This is a genomic window from Mycobacterium sp. NPDC003449 (assembly GCF_053588415.1).
Genome location: NZ_JBSFPX010000115.1, coordinates 1 through 22,877 on the forward strand (window position 1 = coordinate 1; position 22,877 = coordinate 22,877).

General features: G+C 70.0%; 23 protein-coding genes and 1 pseudogene. 16 read left to right on the plus strand and 8 right to left on the minus strand.

Annotated features, from left to right (window positions below; translation table 11 throughout):
* Positions 1-368: LLM class flavin-dependent oxidoreductase (locus ACWDTP_RS24760; RefSeq protein ID WP_450024672.1), on the minus strand; the 368-nt coding region annotated here is incomplete at its 3' end.
* 19 nt (positions 369-387) lie between these two features.
* On the minus strand, positions 388-1,062 hold the full coding sequence (locus ACWDTP_RS24765) for an SDR family oxidoreductase (RefSeq protein WP_450024674.1): 675 nt from the start codon (positions 1,060-1,062) through the stop codon (positions 388-390).
* 213 nt (positions 1,063-1,275) lie between these two features.
* On the opposite strand from ACWDTP_RS24765, the gene ACWDTP_RS24770 reads away from it, so the two are divergent.
* From ACWDTP_RS24770 to ACWDTP_RS24780, 3 genes are all read left to right on the plus strand, one after another.
* Positions 1,276-2,052 (plus strand): ABC transporter permease, encoded by a 777-nt coding sequence (locus ACWDTP_RS24770; RefSeq protein WP_450024714.1) that lies wholly within the window; start codon positions 1,276-1,278, stop codon positions 2,050-2,052.
* A complete protein-coding gene (locus ACWDTP_RS24775; protein ID WP_450024676.1) occupies positions 2,049-3,128 on the plus strand; it encodes a sulfate/molybdate ABC transporter ATP-binding protein in 1,080 nt (359 codons plus the stop codon). The genes ACWDTP_RS24770 and ACWDTP_RS24775 overlap by 4 nt, the downstream gene beginning before the upstream one ends.
* A 221-nt stretch (positions 3,129-3,349) precedes the next feature.
* Positions 3,350-4,372, plus strand: a complete 1,023-nt coding sequence (locus ACWDTP_RS24780) for an alanine and proline-rich secreted protein Apa (protein ID WP_450024678.1) — start codon at positions 3,350-3,352, stop codon at positions 4,370-4,372.
* 21 nt (positions 4,373-4,393) lie between these two features.
* On the opposite strand, the gene ACWDTP_RS24785 is transcribed toward ACWDTP_RS24780, so the two are convergent.
* The gene (locus tag ACWDTP_RS24785; protein ID WP_450024680.1) at positions 4,394-4,666 is read right to left on the minus strand and encodes a CDGP domain-containing protein; all 273 of its coding nucleotides are present in this window, start codon (positions 4,664-4,666) and stop codon (positions 4,394-4,396) included.
* A gap of 505 nt (positions 4,667-5,171) precedes the next feature.
* Here ACWDTP_RS24785 and ACWDTP_RS24790 point away from each other — a divergent pair.
* Both ACWDTP_RS24790 and ACWDTP_RS24795 read left to right on the plus strand, forming a co-directional pair.
* Positions 5,172-5,438, plus strand: a complete 267-nt coding sequence (locus ACWDTP_RS24790; protein ID WP_450024682.1) for a GlsB/YeaQ/YmgE family stress response membrane protein — start codon at positions 5,172-5,174, stop codon at positions 5,436-5,438.
* A gap of 28 nt (positions 5,439-5,466) precedes the next feature.
* Positions 5,467-6,474 carry a zinc-binding alcohol dehydrogenase family protein gene (locus ACWDTP_RS24795; RefSeq protein ID WP_450024716.1) on the plus strand — a complete coding sequence of 336 codons (1,008 nt, stop codon included), beginning with the start codon at positions 5,467-5,469 and terminating at the stop codon, positions 6,472-6,474.
* A 10-nt stretch (positions 6,475-6,484) separates the two neighbouring features.
* On the opposite strand, the gene ACWDTP_RS24800 is transcribed toward ACWDTP_RS24795, so the two are convergent.
* Entirely contained in the window at positions 6,485-6,949 is a 465-nt protein-coding gene (locus ACWDTP_RS24800; RefSeq protein WP_450024684.1) for a hypothetical protein, read from the minus strand.
* 150 nt (positions 6,950-7,099) lie between these two features.
* Between ACWDTP_RS24800 and ACWDTP_RS24805 the strand changes: the two genes are divergently transcribed.
* Complete coding sequence (locus tag ACWDTP_RS24805) at positions 7,100-7,687, plus strand: CGNR zinc finger domain-containing protein (protein ID WP_450024686.1); 588 nt, start codon at positions 7,100-7,102, stop codon at positions 7,685-7,687.
* Here ACWDTP_RS24805 and ACWDTP_RS24810 read toward each other — a convergent pair whose 3' ends face one another.
* Positions 7,688-8,452 carry a CPBP family intramembrane glutamic endopeptidase gene (locus ACWDTP_RS24810; RefSeq protein WP_450024688.1) on the minus strand — a complete coding sequence of 255 codons (765 nt, stop codon included), beginning with the start codon at positions 8,450-8,452 and terminating at the stop codon, positions 7,688-7,690.
* Between the two features lie 38 nt (positions 8,453-8,490).
* Entirely contained in the window at positions 8,491-10,869 is a 2,379-nt protein-coding gene (locus ACWDTP_RS24815) for a phosphoketolase family protein (RefSeq protein ID WP_450024690.1), read from the minus strand.
* Positions 10,870-10,981: 112 nt separating this feature from the next.
* Between ACWDTP_RS24815 and ACWDTP_RS24820 the strand changes: the two genes are divergently transcribed.
* Positions 10,982-12,457 (plus strand): acetyl-CoA acetyltransferase, encoded by a 1,476-nt coding sequence (locus ACWDTP_RS24820; RefSeq protein WP_450024692.1) that lies wholly within the window; start codon positions 10,982-10,984, stop codon positions 12,455-12,457.
* A 4-nt stretch (positions 12,458-12,461) separates the two neighbouring features.
* Here the strand turns inward: ACWDTP_RS24820 and dthD are convergent, their stop codons facing one another.
* Both dthD and ACWDTP_RS24830 read right to left on the minus strand, forming a co-directional pair.
* Positions 12,462-13,235 (minus strand): D-threitol dehydrogenase, encoded by a 774-nt coding sequence (gene dthD, locus ACWDTP_RS24825; RefSeq protein ID WP_450024694.1) that lies wholly within the window; start codon positions 13,233-13,235, stop codon positions 12,462-12,464.
* A gap of 26 nt (positions 13,236-13,261) precedes the next feature.
* Positions 13,262-14,185 carry a sugar-binding transcriptional regulator gene (locus ACWDTP_RS24830; protein WP_450024696.1) on the minus strand — a complete coding sequence of 308 codons (924 nt, stop codon included), beginning with the start codon at positions 14,183-14,185 and terminating at the stop codon, positions 13,262-13,264.
* Positions 14,186-14,353: 168 nt separating this feature from the next.
* On the opposite strand from ACWDTP_RS24830, the gene ACWDTP_RS24835 reads away from it, so the two are divergent.
* The 9 genes and pseudogenes from ACWDTP_RS24835 to thpA all read left to right on the plus strand — a co-directional run.
* The gene (locus tag ACWDTP_RS24835) at positions 14,354-14,986 is read left to right on the plus strand and encodes an SIS domain-containing protein (RefSeq protein ID WP_450024698.1); all 633 of its coding nucleotides are present in this window, start codon (positions 14,354-14,356) and stop codon (positions 14,984-14,986) included.
* The gene (gene xylB / locus ACWDTP_RS24840) at positions 14,983-16,470 is read left to right on the plus strand and encodes a xylulokinase (RefSeq protein WP_450024700.1); all 1,488 of its coding nucleotides are present in this window, start codon (positions 14,983-14,985) and stop codon (positions 16,468-16,470) included. Before ACWDTP_RS24835 ends, xylB begins: the two co-directional genes overlap by 4 nt.
* Positions 16,467-17,114, plus strand: a complete 648-nt coding sequence (locus ACWDTP_RS24845; RefSeq protein ID WP_450024702.1) for a ribulose phosphate epimerase — start codon at positions 16,467-16,469, stop codon at positions 17,112-17,114. Before xylB ends, ACWDTP_RS24845 begins: the two co-directional genes overlap by 4 nt.
* On the plus strand, positions 17,111-18,151 hold the full coding sequence (locus tag ACWDTP_RS24850) for an NAD(P)-dependent alcohol dehydrogenase (protein WP_450024704.1): 1,041 nt from the start codon (positions 17,111-17,113) through the stop codon (positions 18,149-18,151). Before ACWDTP_RS24845 ends, ACWDTP_RS24850 begins: the two co-directional genes overlap by 4 nt.
* Positions 18,148-18,906 carry an SDR family NAD(P)-dependent oxidoreductase gene (locus ACWDTP_RS24855; RefSeq protein WP_450024706.1) on the plus strand — a complete coding sequence of 253 codons (759 nt, stop codon included), beginning with the start codon at positions 18,148-18,150 and terminating at the stop codon, positions 18,904-18,906. Before ACWDTP_RS24850 ends, ACWDTP_RS24855 begins: the two co-directional genes overlap by 4 nt.
* The gene (locus tag ACWDTP_RS24860; protein WP_450024708.1) at positions 18,900-19,952 is read left to right on the plus strand and encodes a zinc-dependent alcohol dehydrogenase; all 1,053 of its coding nucleotides are present in this window, start codon (positions 18,900-18,902) and stop codon (positions 19,950-19,952) included. Before ACWDTP_RS24855 ends, ACWDTP_RS24860 begins: the two co-directional genes overlap by 7 nt.
* Positions 19,949-21,496: a sugar ABC transporter ATP-binding protein gene (locus tag ACWDTP_RS24865; RefSeq protein WP_450024710.1), complete on the plus strand. Its 1,548-nt coding sequence runs from the start codon at positions 19,949-19,951 to the stop codon at positions 21,494-21,496. Before ACWDTP_RS24860 ends, ACWDTP_RS24865 begins: the two co-directional genes overlap by 4 nt.
* Positions 21,493-22,527 (plus strand): ABC transporter permease, encoded by a 1,035-nt coding sequence (locus ACWDTP_RS24870; RefSeq protein WP_450024712.1) that lies wholly within the window; start codon positions 21,493-21,495, stop codon positions 22,525-22,527. Before ACWDTP_RS24865 ends, ACWDTP_RS24870 begins: the two co-directional genes overlap by 4 nt.
* 42 nt (positions 22,528-22,569) lie before the next feature.
* A pseudogene (gene thpA / locus ACWDTP_RS24875) lies at positions 22,570-22,877 on the plus strand (sugar ABC transporter xylitol/D-threitol-binding protein ThpA); the annotation flags it as partial.

A 22,877-nucleotide genomic window follows, 5' to 3' on the forward strand; every position in this document is an offset into this window, starting at 1 on the left:
GCCCGTAGGTCTCGCGGGCCTTGTCCCAGGTCGCGTAGAACGCACCGAGCGAACCGCATGATCACGTCGAGCGTGGTGATGGCCTTGGCCAGCAGCGTCGGGTTGCGGTAGGTGTTCCCCGTGACCAGCGTGCCGAGCTGCACCTTCTGGGTCGCGGTGGCCAGTGCGCCGAGCGCGGTATAGGCCTCCAGCATCGGCTGGTCGGGCGTGCCGAGCCCGGGCAGCTGATAGAAGTGGTCCATCACGAACACCGAGTCGAAGCCCGCGGCCTCGGCTTCCTGTGCCTGCGCGATGACCGTCGGGAAGAGTTCGGAAACGCCGGTGCCGTAGGAGAAGTTGGGAATCTGGAGTCCGAGTCGGATTGTCACTGTTCCGACCCTAGCGCGCTCATCCCAGAGTGGTCAGGGCACCACGGCTGACGTGCATCGTCTGCCCGGTGATGTGGCGGGCGGCCGGCGTGGACAGGAACAGCGCCAGGCGCGCGAACTCGTCGGCGACCGCGGGCGGGGTGGTGCTCAGCCCGTCGTAACCCGGTTCGGCGCTGCGGCCGGCGGCGATGGCGTTCACGGTGATGCCCCGGGTGCCGAAGAACCCGGCCTGGCCGGCGGTCCAGTCGGCCACGGCGGCCTTGACGGCGGACTCGGCGCTGCCGTCGCGCGGGTTGTCGGGGACGACGTTGATGATGGTGCCGCCCGAACGCAGGTGGTCGCCGACGATCTGGACGGTCAGCGCGGCCGCCACCACGGTGGAGTCGAGGTTGTTGCGCCAGGCCGCGGCCAGGTCGGCCAGCGTGTAGGTGCGGGGGTCCTTGGCGTCCCACAGCGGTGCGGGCACGTTGACCAGGGTGTCGAGGTGATGGGGGAACAGGCCGCGGGCGGCTTCCAGGCTTGCCGGATCGGTGTTGTCGAACACGATCGATTCGACGTCGAGCTCCTTGGCGGCCACCTCGAGATCGTCCCGCCGGGCGCCCGCGATGACCACGTTGTGGCCGGCATCGCGGAATCCCGCGGCGATGGCCCGCCCGAGTTCGGTGTCGCCGCCGGTGACCAGCACCTCCGCCATGATGTACCTCCGTGTACCCGCTGATCGCCGCTCCCGTTGAGGCCGATCACCGGTCGATGTTACTGGACAGTAGCTAGGTCGCGAAATTCGGCGCGCCCGGTCTCCGCCGCCGAGTTCACCTAGGGTTTGGGAAATGATCCCGACCAGCGCACCGACCGCTGCGGTCATCGACGACCGCGTCGGGTCTTGACCGCCTCCACCGCCACGCCGGGTCTGCCGCGCTGGATCTATCTGCCCGCGGCGCTCGGTGCGGCGTTCGTGGCGCTGCCGCTGGTCGCGATGGCGGTGCGGGTGGACTGGCCGCGGTTCTGGTCGTTGATCTCCAGCGACGCGTCGACCGCGGCGCTGGTGCTGAGCCTGAAGACGGCCGCGGCCAGCACGCTGTTGTGCATCGTGCTCGGTGTGCCGTTGGCGTTGGTGCTGGCGCGCAGCACGGGGCGGGCGGTGCGGCTGACGCGGCCGCTGATCCTGCTGCCGCTGGTGCTGCCGCCCGTCGTGGGCGGGATCGCGCTGCTGTACGCCTTCGGGCGGTTGGGTCTGATCGGCCGGTACCTGGAGGCGGCGGGGGTTCAGATCGCCTTCACCACGACCGCCGTGGTGCTGGCGCAGACCTTCGTATCGCTGCCGTTCCTGGTGATCTCGCTGGAGGGCGCGGCCCGCACCGCGGGGGCCGACTATGAGGTGGTCGCGGCGACCCTGGGGGCCCGGCCGGGGTCGGTGTGGTGGCGGGTGACGCTTCCGCTGCTCGGCCCGGGACTGGTGTCGGGTGCGGTGCTCGCGTTTGCGCGGTCACTCGGCGAGTTCGGTGCCACGCTGACCTTCGCCGGCTCCCGGCAGGGGGTCACCCGGACCCTGCCGTTGGAGATCTATCTGCAACGGGAGAGCGACGCCGATGCCGCCGTCGCGCTGTCGGTGCTGTTGGTGGCGGTCGCGGCCGTCGTGGTGATCGGTCTGGGCGGCCGGCGGCTGCGCGCGGGAGGCTGGACGTGAGCCTTCAGGTGCGCGCGGTCGTCGAGAGCCGGGGCCTCGACGTCGATTTCGAGGTCGGCTCCGGTGAGGTGCTAGCGGTGCTCGGCCCCAACGGTGCGGGCAAGTCGACCACGCTGCACGTGATCGCCGGCCTGGTGGCGCCCGATATCGGCCGGATCCGGGTGGGGGAGCGGGTCCTGACCGACACCGCGAACGGGATCCAGGTCGCCACCCATGCCCGACGGGTGGGCCTGCTGCTGCAGGATGCGCTGCTGTTCCCGCATCTGAGCGTGGCGGCCAACGTCGCATTCGGTCCACGGAGCGGACACCGCACCGCGCGGCGGGCGGCCCGCGAATCCGCGCGGAGCTGGTTGGCCGAGGTCGACGCGACCCACCTGGCCGATCGCCGGCCGCGGCAACTGTCCGGTGGTCAGGCGCAGCGGGTGGCGTTGGCGCGTGCGCTGGCCGCCGATCCCGACGTCCTGTTGCTCGACGAGCCGCTGACCGGCCTGGATGTGGCGGCGGCGATGGCGATGCGCACGGTGCTGCGCCGGGTACTGACCCGCGACGACCGGTGCGCCGTGCTGATCACCCATGATCTGCTCGACGTACTGACCCTGGCCGACCGGGTGGTGGTGGTCGAGGATGGAAAGATCGTCGAGAGTGGTTCGGCCGCAGCCGTTCTCGCGGTTCCGAAGAGCCGGTTCGGCGCCCGGTTCGCCGGGGTGAACCTGATCGGCGGTACGGCGGCCCGCGACGGCACCCTCACCACGGCGTGGGGCGCGCGATGGCATGGCACGGCCGATACCGACGTGGTGTCCGGGCAGCCGGTCGTCGCGGTGTTCGCTCCGGCGGCGGTGTCGGTGTTCCGCGATGACCCGCACGGCAGCCCGCGCAACACCGTCGAGGTCACCGTCGCCGAGCTCGACAGCCGCGGACCGGGGATCAGGGTCCGTGCCGACGAGCAACCGGACGGCGCACCGGGGCTGGCCGCCGACATCACGGTCGAGGCGGCGGCCGAACTGGGATTGGCACCGGGTGAGCGGGTGTATTTCAGCGTGAAGGCCCGGGAGGTCGCGGTGCATCCGGCGCCGTAACGACAGCTGCGCGGGCTCCGATTAGATGGTCAGATCCCGGGTGTCAGGGTGTTTCGGGCCGTCGTTGGGCGGTCGGGCGTGGCGCCCGGGGTGCCGCCGTGTCAGCAATTCATCCGATGCGGTACGACGTCGTATAAATCGGCTGACAGCAATCACTCAGCTAAACACTCTAAGAGCAACTCACACTTGCGTCACGGCGGTAACACGGTAGTTTCTTCCCCATGGACGAGTCGGACGCGATGTCTCATCGACGTAGAGGTCTGTCGAAGAAGCTGACGGTGGCCGCGATGACCGGTGCGACTGCGGTCGCCATGGCGCTGCCGGCGGTGGCGCACGCGGATCCCGAGCCCCCGCCCCCGCCGCCCGGCAACACCTTCCTGCCTGCGCCGGCGCCGGCCGATCCGAATGCTCCCGCACCCGCGCCGAATGCCCCCGCGCCCGCCGCGGCTCCTGGCGCGCCCGCACCTGCCCCCGGCGCTCCGGCACCTGCTCCTGCTCCCGGTGCGCCCGCCCCCGGCGCTCCGGCCCCGGCGCCCGGTGCGCCCGCCGATCCGAATGCGCCTGCCCCGGCGCCCGCGCCCGAGCCGGGCCGGGTGGACAACGCCGCGGGCGGGTTCAGCTATCTGGTGCCAGGGGGCTGGAAGGTTTCCGACGCCACCCAGCTGTCCTACGGGCAGGCGCTGTTGACCAAGATTCCGCCGGAGGGCACCCCGGAGCCGCCCAACGACACCAGCGTGCTGCTCGGCCGGCTCGACCTGAAGCTGTTCGCCGGGGCCGAGGCCGACAATTCCAAGGCCGCGGTTCGGCTGGCCTCCGATATGGGTGAGTTCTTCATGCCGTTCCCCGGTACCCGGGTGAATCAGCAGACGGTGCCGCTCAACGCCAACGGAATACCGGGCACCGCTTCGTATTACGAGGTGAAGTTCACCGACGCCAACAAGCCGAACGGCCAGATCTGGGCCGGCGTGGTGGGTGAGCCGACCCCGGCCGGAACCCCGAGGGGCCAACGCGCACCCGAGCGTTGGTTCGTCGTCTGGCTCGGCTCGGCGGCCAATCCCGTCGACCAGGGCGCGGCCGTCGCGCTGGCCAACTCGATCCGTCCGTGGTCGCCGCCCGAGGCGCCGCCGCCCGATCCGAACGCGCCGCCACCGCCGCCTGCCGATCCGAACGCGCCGCCACCGCGGCCGGGCGTCGGGGTGCCGGTCCCGGTCACCGATGCGCCGCCGGAGATGCGCCCGTCCTGACCGGCTGACCGCGGCGTCGGCTCATGGGCCGACGTAGGGAATGTTGCCGGCCAGGTTGTCGACGTTCATCAGGTAACAGTTGGTGCCGCCGAACCCTGCGGCCCCCGCCGTGACGCAACGTTGGAAGGTGCCGTCCTGCGCGATGGGGCCGTCGCAGGTGGTGCCGCCGCCCCACGGTGTCCAGCCGCCCTGGCATCCGGCGCCCGCCGGTGCCGCGGTGCCGAGGGCCAGGCCGCCGGCGGCGAGAACGCCCGCGGCCGATACGACGAGCGCGTTCCTCAGGTGTCCCTTCATCGTTGCCTCCACATGCCGAGACTCACTAAGTGTTTGCTGGCGGCGCGCTGTGGCGGGTGTGGCAGGTGATGCGGATGATGCTGATGTGAGATAGCTGCCGGGGGCTCAAGCCGGCTGTCGGAACCGTTGGCGTGGTCCCGCGAACCTGACCGGTTGGTGCGCCCGTACAGCGCATCGGCCACCTCCCAACCCGGGTGGGCGCCGAATTCCGGCGGCGCCGCATGCCTCCACAGCGAGTTGCCAGATAGTGACGAGGGTAGTCACATCACGCCTCGGCGACAACGCGATCTCCCTTTGCCCCACTCGCCATTCCTGGCGAGCAGACGCGCGCGTACCCCAATTCACGCCCGATCGGGTACCGGCGCGTCTGCTCGGCAGGCAAATCGGCACTCGGGGCAACTTTTCCGCGTCGGCCACGGCGGTTCGTTCCCGATTTGCTGGCTTAGTCGTTACGTTGAATGGGTAGACCGGTTCAGTAGCTCAGCGCACACATTGGGAGGTAAACGTGGCAGGCATCATCGGGACCATCATTTTCGGCGCCATCATCGGGGTTTTGGCGCGTCTCGTCATACCGGGTAAGCAATCCATGGGTTGGATCATCACCGTCGTCATCGGCGTTATCGGTGCGCTTGTGGGCTATTGGCTGTGGGGCCTGATTGCCAGCGAGGGCAACGCCAATACCGGTGGCATCGACTGGATCCGTTGGATCATCAGTATCGTCGTCGCGGTGGTGCTGACCCTTGGGTACACCGCGGCGACCCGAAAAGGTTGATATAGGGCGGATCGTGACCGCGGCGGTGATGGCGGCCTGGCAGGTCGCCAGGCCCGGTCCGGTGGCCGGCGGTCCGCTCGAACACCTGACTGTCCCCAGGCCCGAACCGGGCACCGGCGAATTGCTGGTCGCGGTTCGGGCCTGTGGCGTCTGCCGAACCGATCTGCATGTCGCCGAGGGCGATCTGGCGGTTCACCGCCCCCGCGTCATCCCTGGCCACGAGATCGTCGGCGAGGTGGTCGCGGTCGGTCCGGACGCCGGAGACGGGTTCGCACTCGGTGACCGGGTCGGGGTGGCCTGGCTGCGGCACACCTGCGGCCGGTGCCGGTTCTGTGTGCGCGGCCGGGAGAACCTGTGCCCGCAATCGCGCTACACCGGTTGGGACGCCGACGGCGGATACGCCGAATTCGCCACGGTTCCTGCCGCATTCGCACACCGGCTGCCCGCCGGATATTCCGACACCGAGCTGGCGCCACTGCTGTGCGCGGGCATCATCGGGTACCGGGCGCTGCTGCGGACCGATCTGCCGCCCGGTGGGCGGCTGGGTCTCTACGGTTTCGGCGGCAGCGCGCACCTGACGGCCCAGGTGGCGCTGGCCCAAGGGGCCCGGGTGCACGTCATGACCCGCGGCGAGCGGGCCCGTGAGCTGGCCATGGCGCTGGGGGCGTCCTCGGCCCAGGGCAGCGCCGACCCGCCACCCGAACCGCTGGACGCGGCGATCCTGTTCGCGCCGGTCGGCGACCTGGTCCCGCCCGCACTGGCGGCCCTGGACCGGGGCGGTGTGCTCGCGGTCGCCGGTATCCATCTCACCGACATCCCGGCCCTGAACTATCAGCGGCATCTGTTCCAGGAGCGCGAGATCCGGTCGGTCACCGCCAACACCCGGGCCGACGCCCGCGAGTTCCTGGCGTTCGTGGCCGAACACCCGGTCCGGGTGAGCACACCGCAGTACCCGATGGCCCACGCCGACCGGGCCCTGGTCGATCTCGCGGCCGGACGCATCGCCGGCGCGGCCGTGCTGCTGCCCGATAGGTGACCTCGGCGGATCACAGCGCCGCGAGCGCGGCGCCGAGCCGCCCGGGCAGATCGCCGTGCCCGAACGCGTAGAGCGGGCCGAGCCCGTCGCTGAGCACCCGGCTCAGCCGTGCCATCCCGCGCGCCGTCACCGGTTGAGGGGAATGCAGCCGCAGCATGATCGCCTCCATCACCGGTTCGGCACTGGCAATGTTTTTGCGGTGCAGTGGAATCCGGGAGTTGAGCAGCATCCGCTCATCGGTGGCGTCGGATAGGGCGCGGTGCAGCGCCCGCGCGATCGCCACGCGTTCGCGCGCCGAGGTGAGCCGGGCCGCGCGGGCCGCGATCGGGCTACCGGGCGGTGTCGGTGCACCGACGGCCAGCATCGCGTCGAGCCGGCCGGCTCGCGTCCGGGCCACCAGCCGGGCCCGGATCGACGGCCGCGGGTGGTGCTGCCCGCCGTCCGCGAAGGCCGGGGCCGGCGCGGGTGACGTCATGGGGGTGAGGGAAATTCGGTTGTCGGACATGGCTGCTCCCTCGTAGTTTTCAGGTACACGACCCGATAGTCGTGACTGTCTAAAACGTTACGTTGGTCATGCATGACTGGTCAACATATTTAGACGGTCACGCAGGGTTAAGATGGCGCCATGGTGACCTGGCTCGGCGACAACGAAACGAAACCCGCTCCACCGCCGCTGGACCGGATCCAGGCGTTGCTCAACACCGTCGAACTGCCCGACGGCCCGGACCGGCTGGCCGATCCCGCCGACGCCGCGCCGTGGTTGCTCGACCACGGTCTGCTGGCCGGGGCCACCGGTCCCACCGGCGAAGACCTGACGTTCCTGCGCGACGTGCGCGAAGCGCTACGGGCGATGCTGGTTCACAACGGTGGCGGTCCGGCGCCGGATCCCGCGGGCCTGACCCCGCTGCGGCGGATCGCCGCGGGCGCCACCGCACGGGCCGGTCTGGGGCCCGACGGCCGGGTCGAGCTGTCGGCGGCGGGGGAGACCGTGACCGAACGACTCGTCGAATTGCTGCTGGTGCTGCGCGACGCCCAGCGGGACGGGACCTGGGCGCGCCTCAAGGCCTGCGCGAACGACGAATGCCGGTGGGCGTTCTACGACCGGTCCCGCAACCACGGCGGCACCTGGTGCGATATGTCCGGATGCGGCAACAAGTTGAAAAACCGGGAGTTCCGCGCGCGCAGACGGATCGGCGCGTCGCGGACGTCGTGATCAGGTCGACAGGTGCCACACCAGGGCGGCGGCCAGTGCGCCGATCCCGTTCAGCGACCAGTGCAGGGCGATCGGGGCGATCAGGCTGCCGCTGCGCCTGCGCAACCAGGTGAACACGAATCCGGCGACCCCGGTGGCTGCCACCGCGAGCACCACACCGGCGATCGTGCCGAGGATGCCGCCGCCGAACAGCCGGGTGAATCCGACGTTGCTGCTGGTCAGGCCCAGTGAGGTGGCGATATGCCACAGGCCGAACAGCAGGGAGCCTGCCGCGGCCACGCCGCGAAATCCCCAGGCCCGGTTCAGTGCGCCGTGCAGCACGCCCCGGAACGCCAGCTCCTCGGGGATCACGGTCTGCAGCGGAATGATGATCATCGACGCGATCAGCGCACCCGAGACGGTCGCGTAGTTGTCGTTCATGAACATCGGCCGGGTCCAGGGCAGCAGTGCCCCCACCGCGATCACCGAGACCACCAGCGCGACGGCGGCCAGTGCGTAGCCGGCACCCGACTTCCAGTGTTCCCGGCCAAGGCCGAGTTCGGTCCAGCCCAGGCCGCGGGCCCGGACCAGGACGAGCAGGCCGACCGCGGCCGCAGGGACCGTGGCGATGCTGGCCCACGGGGTGGTGAAGTGCGCGACCAGATTGGTGATCGCCAGCACCACGACGACGATCGCGATATCGGCGTAGATCCGGAAGTGGTGCAACGCCGAGAGCTGGGCCACCAGTGGATGAGGGTGCGCGGCCACGGCGCTCTGGTCAGACATAACCCGGGCAGTCTACCGGGGCGCGGCGCCCGCCCAGGTCAATCCGTTTGCCAGGTCCACTGTGAGATGGCCGGATCGTCCTCGCCGTGTTCGCGGGTGTAGGCCCGCGCCGCCAGCCGGGCGTCGACCATCTCCTGCCGCAGGCCGGCCGCGCCGGCGCCGAGGCTCTCGACCCGGTCGATCACGTCCATCACCAGATGGAACCGGTCCAGGTCGTTGAGCATCACCATGTCGAACGGTGTCGTGGTGGTGCCGCGCTCCTTGAATCCGCGTACATGCAGCTGATCGTGGCCGGTGTGGCGGTAGGTGAGCCGGTGGATCAGCCACGGGTAGCCGTGGTAGGCGAAGATGATCGGCTTGTCCGGGGTGAACAGCGATTGGAAGGCGCTCTCCGAAAGCCCGTGCGGGTGTTCGGATTCGGGCTGCAGCCGCATGATGTCGACGACGTTGACCACCCGCACCTTGAGGTCGGGCAGCCTGCGCCGCAGGATATCGGCCGCGGCCAGGGTTTCCAGCGTCGGGACGTCCCCCGCGCAGGCCAGCACGACGTCGGGCTCACCGGTGCAGTTGCCGGCCCACGGCCAGATGCCGAGTCCCCTGGTGCAGTGCGCGATCGCCTCGTCCATGGTCAGATAGGTCAGCCCGGGCTGCTTGCCCGCCACGACGACGTTGACGTAGTGGCGGCTGCGCAGGCAGTGGTCGGCCACCGAGAGCAGGGTGTTGGCATCCGGCGGCAGGTAGACCCGGACCACCTCGGGCCGTTTGTTGGCGACGTGGTCGATGAACCCCGGGTCCTGGTGCGATGCGCCGTTGTGGTCCTGGCGCCACACATGCGAGGTCAGCAGGTAGTTCAGCGAGGCGATGGGCCTGCGCCAGGCCAGCTGAGAACTGCTGATCAGCCATTTGGCGTGCTGGTTGAGCATCGAGTCGACGATGTGCACGAACGCCTCGTAGCAGTTGAACAGCCCGTGCCTGCCGGTCAGCAGGTAGCCCTCGAGCCAGCCCTGACACAGGTGTTCGGAGAGCACCTCCATCACCCGGCCGTCGGGCGCCAGGTTCTCGTCGTCCGGGCCGGTCTCGGCCTGCCAGGCCTTGCCGGTCGATTCGAACACCGCCGCGAGCCGGTTGGACGCCGTCTCATCCGGGCCCATCAGCCGGAACCGGTCGGGGTTGCGGGAGATGACGTCGCGCAGGAACGTGCCGAGCACCCTGGTGGCCTCGGCGGTCTCGCCCCCTGGTCTGTCGACGGTCACCGCGTAGTCGGCGAAGTCGGGCAGGTCGAGGTCGCGCAGCAACAGCCCGCCGTTGGCGTGCGGGTTGGCGCTCATCCGGCGGGTTCCGGTGGGGGCGAGGTCGCGCAGCTCGCGCCGCAGCACCCCGGTGTCGTCGAACAACTCCGCCGGCCGGTAGCTGCGCAGCCACTGTTCGAGCTGGGCCAGGTGCTCGGGGTTGGTGCGGGTCTCGGCCAGCGGCACCTGGTGCGAGCGCCAGGTGCCCTCGACCTGTTTACCGTCCACGGTCGCGGGCCCGGTCCAGCCTTTCGGGGTCCGCATGATGATCATCGGCCACAGCGGCCGGCCCGGTTCGCGATCCAGCCGGGCCGCGCGCTGGATCGCCGCGATCTGGTCGAAGGCTTCGTCGAGTGCGGTGGCCAGCTGCTGGTGCACGCTCGCCGGGTCGGCCGGGTCGTTGCAGGTGACGGTGATCGGCTGGTAGCCGTAGCCGGTGAACAGTGCGTCGAGTTCCTCGGCGGGTATCCGGGCCAGCACCGTGGGATTGGCGATCTTGTATCCGTTGAGGTGCAGGATCGGCAGCACCGCGCCGTCGGTCACCGGGTTGAGGAATTTGTTGGAGTGCCAGCTGGTGGCCAGCGGCCCGGTTTCGGCCTCGCCGTCGCCGACCACGCACGCCACCACCAGGTCCGGATTGTCGAACGCGGCGCCGTAGGCGTGCACCAGGGCGTAACCGAGCTCGCCGCCCTCGTGGATCGAGCCGGGCGTCTCTGCGGCGACATGGCTGGGGATCCCACCCGGAAATGAGAACTGGCGGAACAACTTCCGCACACCCTCGACATCCTCCGCGATCCCGCCGTACACCTCGCTGTAGGTGCCTTCGAGGTAGGCGTTCGCCACCAGGCCCGGACCGCCGTGCCCGGGGCCGGTGATGTAGATGACGTTGGCATCGCGCCTGCGGATGACCCGGTTGAGGTGGGCGTAGACCAGATTCAGGCCGGGGGTGGTGCCCCAGTGGCCGAGCAGCCGGGGTTTGACGTGTTCGGGTGCGAGCGGTTGCGTCAGCAGCGGGTTGTCCAGCAGATAGATCTGCCCGACCGACAGGTAGTTCGCTGCCCGCCAGTAGGCGTCGATCTGTTCGAGCTCGGAATCGGTCAGGGCCGGCGATAGGGTCGCGTCGCTCATGAATCTCCACTGTGGCAGCCGTCGGTGAACACTCGGTGCGAATCGGATACCCCGATGGGCGCCGGTCAACCCAATTTCCCGGGCGCGCGCGATCCTCGGTTAGGTTCGGCACATGCCACTCAATCCCGCGACGCCGGTGCTGATCGGGTACGGCCAGGTCAACCAGCACCAGGAGGACCCCGACATCGAGCCGGTCGATCTGATGGCCGCGGCCGCCAGGGCGGCCGCGAATGCCCGGGTGCTGGAGGCGGTCGACTCGGTCCGGATCGTCAACCTGCTGTCCTGGCATTACCGCGATCCCGGCCGGCTCCTCGCCCAACGCATCCACGCACCCGACGCGGTGTCGCGGTACACCGGCGTGGGTGGCAATGTGCCGCAGACCCTGGTCAACGGGGCGTGCCGGGATCTGGCCGCCGGACGCGCCGGGGTCGTGCTCATCGCGGGGGCCGAAACCTGGCGCACCCGCAGCCGGCTGCGGGCCGCTGGGCGCAAGCCGGACTGGACCCGCCAGGACGAGTCGGTGCCCGAGGCCGCGGGGGCGCATGAGGGGGTTGCGCTGGCCGGCGAGGCCGAGCTGCGCATCATGCTGGACCGTCCGGCCTACGTGTACCCGATGTTCGAACAGGCGGTGCGGGTCGCGGCCGGGGAGACCGCCGATCGGCACCGGCGCCGGATCGGCGAGCTGTGGTCGCGGTTCAATGCGGTGGCCGCCGACAACCCGCACGCCTGGAGCCGCGACCGGCTGTCGGCCGAACAGATCTGGCGTCCCGGTGCGGGCAACCGGATGATCAGCTGGCCCTACCCCAAACTGATGAACTCCAACAACATGGTCGACCAGGGTGCGGCGTTGATCCTGACCAGCGCCGACAATGCGACACGCCTGGGGATCCCAAGGGAACGTTGGGTTTTCCCGTATGCGGGCACCGACGCGCACGATACCTACGCGATCGGCGAGCGCGACGAGTTCTGCAGGTCGCCCGCCATCCGGATCGGTGGGCGGCGCGCACTGGAACTGGCCGGTGTCGGCGTCGACGACGTCGACCTGATCGACGTCTACTCGTGCTTCCCCTCGGCGGTGCAGGTCGCGGCGGCCGAATTGGGGCTGCCACTGGATGATCCGGCCCGCCCGCTGACCGTCACCGGCGGGCTCACCTTCGCCGGCGGTCCATGGAACAACTACGTGACGCATTCGATCGCCACCATGGCTGAGCGGCTGACCGAGGCGCCGGGGCGGCTTGGCCTGATCACGGCCAACGGTGGGTATCTCACCAAACACAGTTTCGGGGTGTACGGAACCGAGCCGCCCGGACACGAATTCCGTTGGGAGGATGTGCAACCCGCGGTCGACCGGGAGCCGACCAGGACCGCCGTGGTCGAATGGTCGGGTACCGGCACCGTCGAGACGTGGACGACGCCGTTCGGCCGCGACGGGGAACCGGAGAAGGCCTTCCTGGCCGTGCGGACCCCCGACGATGCGCGGACGCTGGCCCACATCACCGGCGGGGACGACCTGCGGGTGACGGTGACCGAGGACATCGCAGGCGCGAAGGTGCGGGTGCATCCCGACGGCACCGCGGCGCTGGTGTGAGCGGCTATTTGATGGTGTATCCGCCGTCGATCAGAAGGTCGGCGCCGGTGATCATCTGCGCCGCATCCGACGCCAAAAACACGGCCGCGGCCGCGATTTCGTCGGGATAGGCGAACCGCCCGGTCGGGATCAGCGCTTTGAGCGCATCGCCGCGGGGCCCGTCCCAGGCCTTGTGTCCCAGTTCGGTGAGCACGACGGTGGGGGATATGGTGTTGACCCGGACGCCGCGGCCACCCCATTCGGCGGCGAGCACCTTCGACACCCCGACCACGCCGAACTTGGACGCGCAGTAGGCCACGTGCTGGTCCAGCGCGACCGTCGCGGCCTGGGAGGCCATGTTGACGATCGCCCCGCCCCCGGACTCCAGCATGTGCCTGCCCACCGCCTGGCACATCAGGAAGGTGCCGCGCAGGTTGACCGCGATCGTGCTGTCCCAGTCGGCCAGCGACATCTCCTCGGCCTCGGCGAGCCGGGCGATCCCCGCGCTGTTGACCAGGATGTCGATCCGCCCGAACGCCTCGACGACCTCCTCGACGGCCCGCGGCACCGATTCGGGATCGGCCACGTCGCAGTGGAATCCGCGGTGGTCGGGGCCGAGCGCCCTTGCCGCGTCGGCGGCGCCCGCGGCGTTGAGGTCGACGGCGGCGATGCGGGCGCCCTTGGCGGCGTACGCGGCGGCGATGGACGCGCCGATCCCGGAGGCCGCTCCGGTCACCAGTGCCGTCCTGCCGTCCAGCCGGAAGTCGAGATCGACTGTGGGTTGCTCGGTTCGGGTCATCCGGGATGCACCTTTCGTGGTGGGAGCTAGTCGAGTACCGCGGCAGCGATATCGACGTCGGTAACCAGTGACGAGACCATCCCGGACCGCAGCAGGGCCCGGGTGGCGGCGATCTTCTCCGGGCCGGTGGAGATCGCGATGACGGTGGGAATCGCCCGCAGGGTGGCCTCGTCGATGCCCATGCGGCGATCGTCGAGCCCCGCCAGCCGCTTACCGTCGGCGTCGAGGAGCAGCGCGCAGGATTCGGCGCAGACCCCGGCGGCGTCCAGGCGCGCGACCTCGTCGGCGGTCAACGAGCCGTGCACCTGGGACGCGCCCTCATGCCACGCCCCGACCGAGATCAGCGCGCAGCTGACTTTCTTGTGCCGGTCGAAGGTCTGCTGGATCTGCTGGTTGCCGGCGAGGCTGGCGGCGGTGCGGGCATCCGGCACCACCAGGGGCGCGTACAGCGGCCACGATCTGCCGCCGCTGATCTCGCTGATCCGGCGGGTCAGGTCGGCCCCGTTGTGGGTGATGGCGCCGGCCATCCCGGTGAGTTGCACGACGTCGCAGCGGGGTAGCGCGGTGAGGTGGTCGGCCACCCGGGCCAGCGTGCGGCCGCAGTCCACGCCGACCACGTCGCCGTCGCGCAGGATCGACTGCAGCAGTTCGGCCATCGCCCTGGTCACCGCCGCGACGCGGTCGTCGGCCGAATTGTCCGCACCACACACCACCGCGTAGGCGTGCTCGAGCCCGTAGCGGCGCTGCAGCGCGGTCGACAACTCCACGTCGACCGAGCCGGGATTGTGAATCTTGATCTCCACCATGCCCGATCCGAGGGCCTCGTCGAGCATCCGGGTCACCTTGAACCGCGAGATGCCGAACTCCTCGGCGATCTGGACCCGGGTACGTCCTTCGAGGTAGTAGCGGCGCGCGATCACCGCCCGTTGGAACAGCTCATCCGGGCCCATGCGGTGCCTCCCTTCCCCAACGGCCGCCGGTCACCACGCGGCTGTGCACATATGTGCAGTCGCATTGACATATGAGCATAGGGGTTGCATGATCCACACCACAAACAATCAGATGAGTGGCTCGTCCTACAGATGAGCGGCCCGAGACTGTGGAGAACTGATCGCGATATGCGGACCGACGACGCCGATCTGGCCGACCTCGCCGCCACGGTGTTGTCCCGTGAGTCCGCAGCGGTGGCCGCACTGACCGGACGGGTCGAGCCGGGCGTCATCGCGGTCGCCCGCCGCGCGCTGGCGATCGCGGGCAAGGTGGTCACCACGGGGTCGGGAACCTCGGGAATCATGGCCGAGCGGCTGGCTCACCTGCTTTCGGTGTGCGGCACCCCCGCGGTCTATCTGCCGTCGATGGACGCACTGCACGGCGGTATCGGGGCGATCACCGAAAACGATTTGGTACTGGCCTTTTCCAAGACCGGGAAGTCCGGTGAGCTGACCCGGCTGGCCGAGCGGCTGGCCGCGCGCGGAGTGTCGGTCGTCGCGGTCACCGAGAGCCCCGACTCGCCGTTCGCCGCCGCGGCCGGATCCGTCGTGGCACTGCCACCGACCCCGGCCGACGCCGATCCCGGCGACATGATCGCCATGGCCAGCACCCTGGCGGTGGGGGCGTGGGGAGATGCGCTGGCCGTGGTGACGATGGCGTTGCGCGGCCACACCCTGCGCGATGTGGTGGACAGCCATCCCGCCGGCGGGGTCGGGGCCCGCGGCACCGCCGCCGACGACGATCCGGTGGTACGGCGATGACGGAATCGGCTGTCCTCGGCGTGGATTCGTCCACGCAGTCGTGCAAGGCCGAGATCCGTGAGCTGACCACCGGCCGCCTGCTCGGCACCGGTTCGGCCGGGCACCCTGAGGCGTTCGGCCCGAGCAGCGAGCAGCACCCGAGCGCCTGGGTGACGGCGATGGTCGCCGCGACCCGCGCCGCACTCGACGGTTGCGCGCAGCCGCCAAGGATCCGGGCGATCTCGGTCGCCGCGCAATGTCACGGGCTGGTGCTGCTCGACGCCGACGGAAATCCGTTGCGGGCGGCCAAACTCTGGAATGACACCACGGGCGCGCCCAACCTCGCCGGGCTGGTGGCGCGGATCGGCGCCGGGGACTGGATCGGCCGGGTCGGCTCCTTGCCGACCGCGGCGTTCACCATCGCCAAACTGGCCTGGACGGCCGAACACGAGCCCGCCGTTCTGGACCGGTCGGCATCGGTGCTTCTGCCCCATGACTACCTGACGTACTGGCTCACCGGGGCCCGGGTTACCGACCGGTCCGACGCCTCGGGCACCGGGTATTTCGACACCGTGACCGGCGAGTGGATCGAGGACTACCTCGAGCTGGCCGGCGGCCCGCGGGACTGGGCGTCGATGCTGCCGACCGTGCTCGGCCCCTGCGAACTCGCGGGGGAGTTGCGCGGCGAGGCCGCGGCCGCCCTCGGGTTGCCCGCCGGGATCGCGGTGGCCGCAGGCGGCGGCGATCAGCATGCCGCATACCTCGGGCTCGGCCTGCACGACGGCGACCAGTACATCGGCATCGGCACCTCGGGTGTGGTCGCGACATCCTCGCGCACACCGGTTTTCGACCCGACCGGGATGGTCGACGGGGTCGCCGACCTGACCGGCGGCTACCTGCCGCTGGTGAGCACGCTCAACGCCGCAAGGGTCGGCGAGGTGGCCGCCCGGTGGCTCGGCACCGATCTGGCCGGCCTGGCCGAACTCGCGCTCGCCGCGGGCGACGCGCAGGGCCCGGTGCTGGTGCCGTTCCTGGACGGCGAACGCAAACCCGACCGCCCGGACGCCCGGGGGATGTTCGCCGACCTCACGTCGCGCACCACCCGCGAGGAACTGGCCAGGGCCCTCGTCGAAGGACCACTGCTGTCCCTGGTGAACGCGCGAGACATCCTGCGGTCGAGCGGGGTTGGGCTCGACGGTGCCGCGGTGGTGGTCGGTGGGGGAGCCCGCTCGGCCGCGACGCTGCAGCTGCTGGCCGACCAGATCGACGAGGAGGTGTCGGTGCTCGACGCCGACGAGGCGACCGCGCGGGGAGCCTGCGTCCAGGCGGCCGCGGTGGCCGGCCGGATGGACGTCACGGGCCTGACCGAGCTGGCCAAGCGGTGGCAGCCGGGGGTGTGCCGCAGCGTCGCACCGCGTCGGACGCGACGGGACCTGGCCGGGCTCCGGCGCCGGTGGGCCGAGCTCGCCGCCTCGCCCCTGCTCGATGCCCGGGACGTGTCGTGATCGCGTCCTGGCACCGCGGGTATCCGGGCCAGCTGGCCGGATCGGTGTACGCGGCACCCGCGGGGACACGACCGGAGCTGGCCGGTGCGCTCGCCGACAACGGGCTCGGGGTGCATGTGGACGTGATGGCCGCCGGGGAGGGCCTGCCCGCCGGGGTCAGCCTGGCCGAATTGCGCGATATCGCAGGCCGGATCGACCGGTCACGCCTTGAGGTGCACCTGATCGGATCGGCGGACTTCGTCGACCACACGCTGGCCGAGGTGCTGGCGGTGCGCCCGGCGCGCGTCTACCTGCCTTGGGACGCGTTCGGCGACCGGCGGGCCGAAATGATCCGGGCCGCGGGCGCCGACGCCTGGATCGCGGTCTGGCAGGAATGGCCGGAGTGGCGCGACGGGCAGGCGCCCCCGTGGCCCGCCGTCCCCGATGGCGCGCTGGTGATGCTGATCGAGCCGGGCAGCAGCGAGCGCTACCGGGCCGAACGCCTCGACGTCGCCGCGTCGTGCGCGGTCTGGACACCGGTGATCGTCGACGGCGGAATCACCGAAGACATTGCGCCGCACTGTATCGCGGCCGGCGTCCACGCCATGGTGGTCGGAAGGGCACTGCTCGCCGACGCAGGCACGAACGAAAGGAAACCGACATGAATGCCGTCACCGCCGGTGCACCGCCCACCATGCGCGCCAGCGTGATGACCGGGGTGGGCACCCTGGTCATCGAGGACCGGCCGGTGCCGGCCCCGGGACCCCACGAGGTGCTCGTCGAGGTCGCCGCGGTCGGGGTGTGCGGTTCGGATGTGCACTACTACCGGCACGGCCGGATCGGTGATTTCATCGTTGAGGACCCGATGGTGCTCGGCCACGAGCTGTCCGGGCGCATCGCCGCGGTCGGTGCCGGGGCGGACCCGGGCCGGGTCGGCCAGCGTGTCGCGGTGGAGCCGCAGCACGCCTGCCGCCGGTGCGCGCAGTGCCGGGCGGGCCGCTACAACCTGTGCCCCGAGATGAAGTTCTACGCCACCCCGCCGATCGACGGGGCATTCTGCCGCTACGTCACGATCGACGACGATATGGCCCATCCGGTACCGGATTCCATGTCCGACGACGCCGCAGCGCTGCTCGAGCCGCTGTCGGTGGCGGTGACCACGATGCGCAAGGCCGGCATCGTGCCGGGATCGTCGATCCTGATCGCCGGCGCCGGGCCGATCGGGGTGATCTGCGCGCAGGCGGCACGGGCCTTCGGCGCCGCCCGCATCGTGGTCTCCGACCTGGTGCCGTCGCGGCGCGAACGGGCACTGAAGTTCGGTGCCACCGAGGTGCTCGACCCCACCGAAGACGATGTCGCCGCGCTGGACCCGAAGGTCGACGCGTTCGTCGACGCCAGCGGCGCTGCCCCGGCCGTGGTCAGCGGTATCAAGGCGGTCGGCCCGGCGGGCAGGGTGGTGCTGGTCGGTATGGGCGCCGACGAGGTGGCGCTGCCCGTCGGCTACATCCAGAACTGGGAGATCACCGTCACCGGTGTCTTCCGCTACACCGATACCTGGCCGGCGGCAATCCATCTCGTCACCTCCAAGGCCGTCGACCTGGACGCCATGGTGACCGGTCGCTACGACCTCGAACACGTCGCCGACGCCCTCGACAGTGACACCGACCCCGCCAGCCTCAAGTCGATTGTGAACCCGTCATGAACCCGTTCGATCTGACCGGCCGCACCGCCCTGGTGACCGGCGGCAACCAGGGCCTCGGCCGCGCCTTCGCATTCGGGCTTGCCGAGGCGGGCGCCCGCGTCGCGATCGCCGGGCGCAATGCCGACCGCAACGAGAAGGTCGTGGCCGAGGCCCGGTCCGCGGGCCACGAGCTGCATCCCATCGCCGTCGATATCACCAAGGCCGACGATGTCGCGCGGATGACCGCCGAGGCCGTCGCCGCGCTGGGGCAGATCGACATCCTGGTCAACAACGCGGGGACCTGCTATCACGCCGAGTCCTGGGACGTCACCGAGCAGCAGTTCGACGACGTCTTCGACCTCAACGTCAAAGCGCTGTGGGCGTGTTCGCTGGCGGTCGGGGCGCACATGCGCGAGCGCGGCAGCGGTTCGGTGATCAACATCGGTTCGATGTCGGGCCTGATCGTGAACCGCCCGCAGATGCAGCCCGCCTACAACGCGTCGAAGGCCGCCGTCCATCACCTGACGAAATCCCTTGCCGCCGAATGGGCGCCGCTGGGCATTCGGGTCAACGCGGTGGCGCCGGGCTATGTCAAGACCGAGATGGCGCCGGTCGACCGGCCGGAGTTCAAGCGGCACTGGATCGACGACACCCCGCAGCAGCGCTACGCGCTGCCCGAGGAGATCGCCCCCAGCGTGGTGTTCCTGGCCGGCGATGCGGCCTCCTTCATCACCGGCTCGGTGCTGGTGGCCGACGGAGGGTACACCGCATGGTAGGCCCGGAAGCGGTCAACCGGAGGGTCGTGGTCGGCTCACTCGACGCCATCGACATCGAGACGGTGCCGCAGCTCGAGCCCGCACCCGGCGAGGTGCGGGTCCGCACCACCGTGGTCGGGATCTGCGGCTCCGATCTGCACGCCGCGCACGGCAGGCACCCGTTCATCGATCTGCCGTACCGGCCGGGGCACGAGGCCGTCGGCGTGGTGGACGCCCTAGGCGAGGGCGTCGACGCGCAGTGGCTCGGCAGGCGGGTGACCATCGAGCCCAACCTGGCCTGCGGACGGTGCACCCAGTGTCGGGCCGGCCGGTACAACATCTGCCGGGACCTGCTGGTCTTCGGCTGCCAAACCGCTGGGGCACTGGCGGATTCGTTCGTCATCGCCGCCGATCGGGTGGTGGGACTCGCCGACGACCTCGACGATCGGCACGCGATCCTGATCGAGCCGCTGGCCACCCCGGTGCACACCGTGCGCCGGGCCGCCGACGTCGTCGGTGATCTCACCGACCGGCCGGTCGTGGTGATCGGTGCTGGCCCGATCGGCCTGTTCGCCCTGCTGGCCGCCCGGCACGCCGGGGCCCGCGTGGTGGTCGCCGACCTGCTGGAATCGAAACGGGCAAGGGCGCGTCGCCTCGGTGCGCTCGGCACCTTCGACCCGGCGGCTCCCGACGCGGTCGAGACCGCACTGGGGCTGCTCGGTGGCCCCGCTGCCGTGGTGATCGACTGTGTGTCGCAGGAGAGTTCGGTGGCGCAGGCGGTCGACCTGGTCGACAAGGGCGGCGCGGTGATGATCGTCGGCGTCGCCGAGGGCGCCACCCCGGTTCCGCTCGGACTGATCCAGGACCGCGAGCTGTCCCTGATCGGCAACCTGATGTACGTCCGTGAGGACTTCCTGGCCGCGGTCGACCTGCTGGCCTCCGGCGCGGTACCGGTCGAGGAGATCGTGACCGCCGAATTCGGGCTGGAGGAGTCCCGGGCGGCGTTCGCCGCATCGGCGGACGCCGAGAACGTCAAGGTTCTGGTGACGGTGGGGAGCCCCGAATGAGCCAGGCACTTCTGGAATGCACCGACATCGACAAGAGTTTCGGCGGGGTGCCGGTGCTCAAGGGCATCACGCTGCAGCTGCGGCCGGGCACCGTGACCGCGCTGGCCGGGGAGAACGGGGCGGGCAAGTCCACCCTGATGAAAATCGTGTCGGGCCAGTACAGCCCCGACAACGGCACCGTGGCGGTGCAGGGCAACCACCTCGCCGCGGGCAACACCCGCGATGCGGTCAAGCACGGGGTGGCCATCGTGCCGCAGGAACTGGCCTCGATCGAGGATATGACGGTCTACGAGAATCTGTTCGTGGGCCGCGAACTCAAACGCGGACCGTTCCTGAACCGGCGCGCGATGATCGCCGAGGCCCGCGACACCCTCGCGGTCTTCGATGTGGCGATCTCCCCGACGGCCCGGATGGGCAGCCTGCCGGTCGGGTTGCGCCAGATCGTCGAGATCGTCAAGGCCGCCCGTACCGGCGCCCAGGTCGTGATGCTCGACGAACCCACCTCGGCCATCTCCGAACGCGAGGTGGAAGGCCTGTACAAGATCGTCCGGCAGCTGCGCGACCGCGGCGTGGCGATGGTGTACACCACCCACAAGATGGCCGAGATCCGGGCCATCGCCGACCGGGTGGTGGTGCTCCGCGACGGCGGCCTGATCCTGGACCGCCCGATCGCCGAGGTCTCCGACGACGACATCGTCACCGCGATGATCGGCCGCGAACTCGATGCGCTGTTCCCCGACCGGCCCGAGCCGGGTGAGCGAACCGTGCTGGAGGTCCGCGATCTGCAGGTGCAGGGGGCGTCCGGCCCGGTGTCGTTCAGTGTGCGGGCGGGCGAGATCGTCGGGCTGGCCGGGCTGGTCGGGGCGGGCCGAACCGAGTTGTTGGAGGCCATCTTCGGGGCCAGGCACACCACCGCCGGTGACATCCTGGTGCGCGGTGGCACGGTGAAACGCAACCAGCCCGCCGCGGCGATCACCGCCGGTATGGCGATGGTGCCCGAGGACCGCAAGTTGTCCGGTGCGGTGTTGTCGATGAGCGTGCTCGACAACGGCACCCTGCCCCGGCTGTCCTCGTTCAGCGTGGCCGGCTGGCTGCGGGGCAAGGCCAGGACCAAGGCGGTGTCGGATGTGATGTCCTCGGTGCGGCTGCGCAGCAGGGGACTGGGCCAGGAGGTCGGCACTCTGTCGGGCGGCAACCAGCAGAAGGTCGTGCTGGCCCGCTGGCTGACCGGAGATGTCAACGTGCTGTTGCTCGACGAGCCGACCCGCGGCGTCGACGTCGGGGCCCGCAGCGAGATCTACCGCATCATCACCGAGTTCGCCGCCCAGGGGATGGCCGTGGTGATGGCCTCCTCGGATATGCCCGAGGTGGTGGGGCTTTCGCACCGGGCGTTCGTCATGCGGGGTGGGGCCCTGGTCGGCGAACTCGACCGGGACGCCCTCGACCATCCCGAAGTTCAGGAGTCGGTGTTCCGGTTGGCTACCGCTTTAGATGCACAACCTGAATCAGGAGATGCCCGGACCAGCCAGGAGGCACAGTCGTGACAACAGAACTCAAACCCGAAGACGCGGTGCCGGATTCCTCTGGCACCGTCGCCTCGCCGACCACCGGTGAGCCGGTGCGGTTGTTTTCCGGCGAGTGGTTCGCCGGCATCGCGGTCCGCTACGCCATGGTGATCGTGATGCTGGTGGTGATCGCCTATTTCAGTTACCGCAGTGCCCGGTTCGCCACCCCGGACAACCTGATCACGATCCTGGTCGCGGCGGCCCCGTTCGCGCTGATCGCCCTCGGGCAGACCCTGGTCATCCTGACCGGCGGCATCGATCTGTCGGTCGGCAGTGTGATCGCGGTGTCGGCGATGGCCGGGGCGGCGACGGCCAAGGCCAACCCGGGTCAGGTCTGGATGACCGTGCTGGTGGCGATGCTGGTGGGCCTGGCGGTGGGCTGCATCAACGGATTCCTGGTGTCGCGCATCAACGTTCCGCCGTTCATCGCGACACTGGGCACGCTGACCGCGGGATCCGGTATGGCCTATGTGATCGGCGGCGGCGCCCCGATCAACGGGCTGCCCGCGGAGTTCGGGTCGATCGCCAACACCAAGATCCTCGGCCTGCAGATCCCGGTGCTGCTGATGATCGTCGGGATCATCGCGCTGGCCGTCATCATGAAGCGCACCACCTACGGGATGCGGGTGTACGCGGTCGGAGGTAACCGCAACGCGGCCGAGATCGCCGGCATCAACGCACGCAACGTGCTGTTCAGCGTGTACGCCTTCTCCGGCCTGCTGGCCGGGTTGTCGGGGGTGATGCTGGCCTCGCGAGTCATCTCGGGTCCGCCCAACCTGGGACAGGGGTACGAACTCGATGCCATCGCCGCGGTGGTGATCGGTGGCGCCAGCCTGATGGGGGGACGCGGCACCATCTGGGGGACAGCGTTGGGCCTGCTGATGATTCAGACGCTCAACAACGGGTTGGACATCCTCGTGGTGCCGGCCTACTGGCAGGACGTCATCAAGGGCGTGCTGATCGTGGCCGCCGTCGCCGTCGACGTGTGGTCGTCCCGACGCCGAACCTGACGCCGGTCCATCACCATCACCACCAAAGAGAGAGCAGGGCATATGAGACTCCGAACAACGATGTTCGCCATCGCCTCGGCCGCGGTCTTCGGCCTCGGCGTGACGGCGTGCGGTGCGGGTGACCCCAACGCCAACGGCGATACCACTCGGATCGGCGTATCGGTGTATGACATGAGCTCGTTCATCACCGCCGGGAAGGAGGGCATGGAGGCCTACGCCAAGGACAACAACATCGAGTTGGTCTGGAACTCGGCGAATCTCGACGTGTCCACCCAGGCCACCCAGGTCGACTCGCTGATCAACCAGGGTGTCGACGCGATCATCGTGGTGCCGGTGCAGGCCGATTCCCT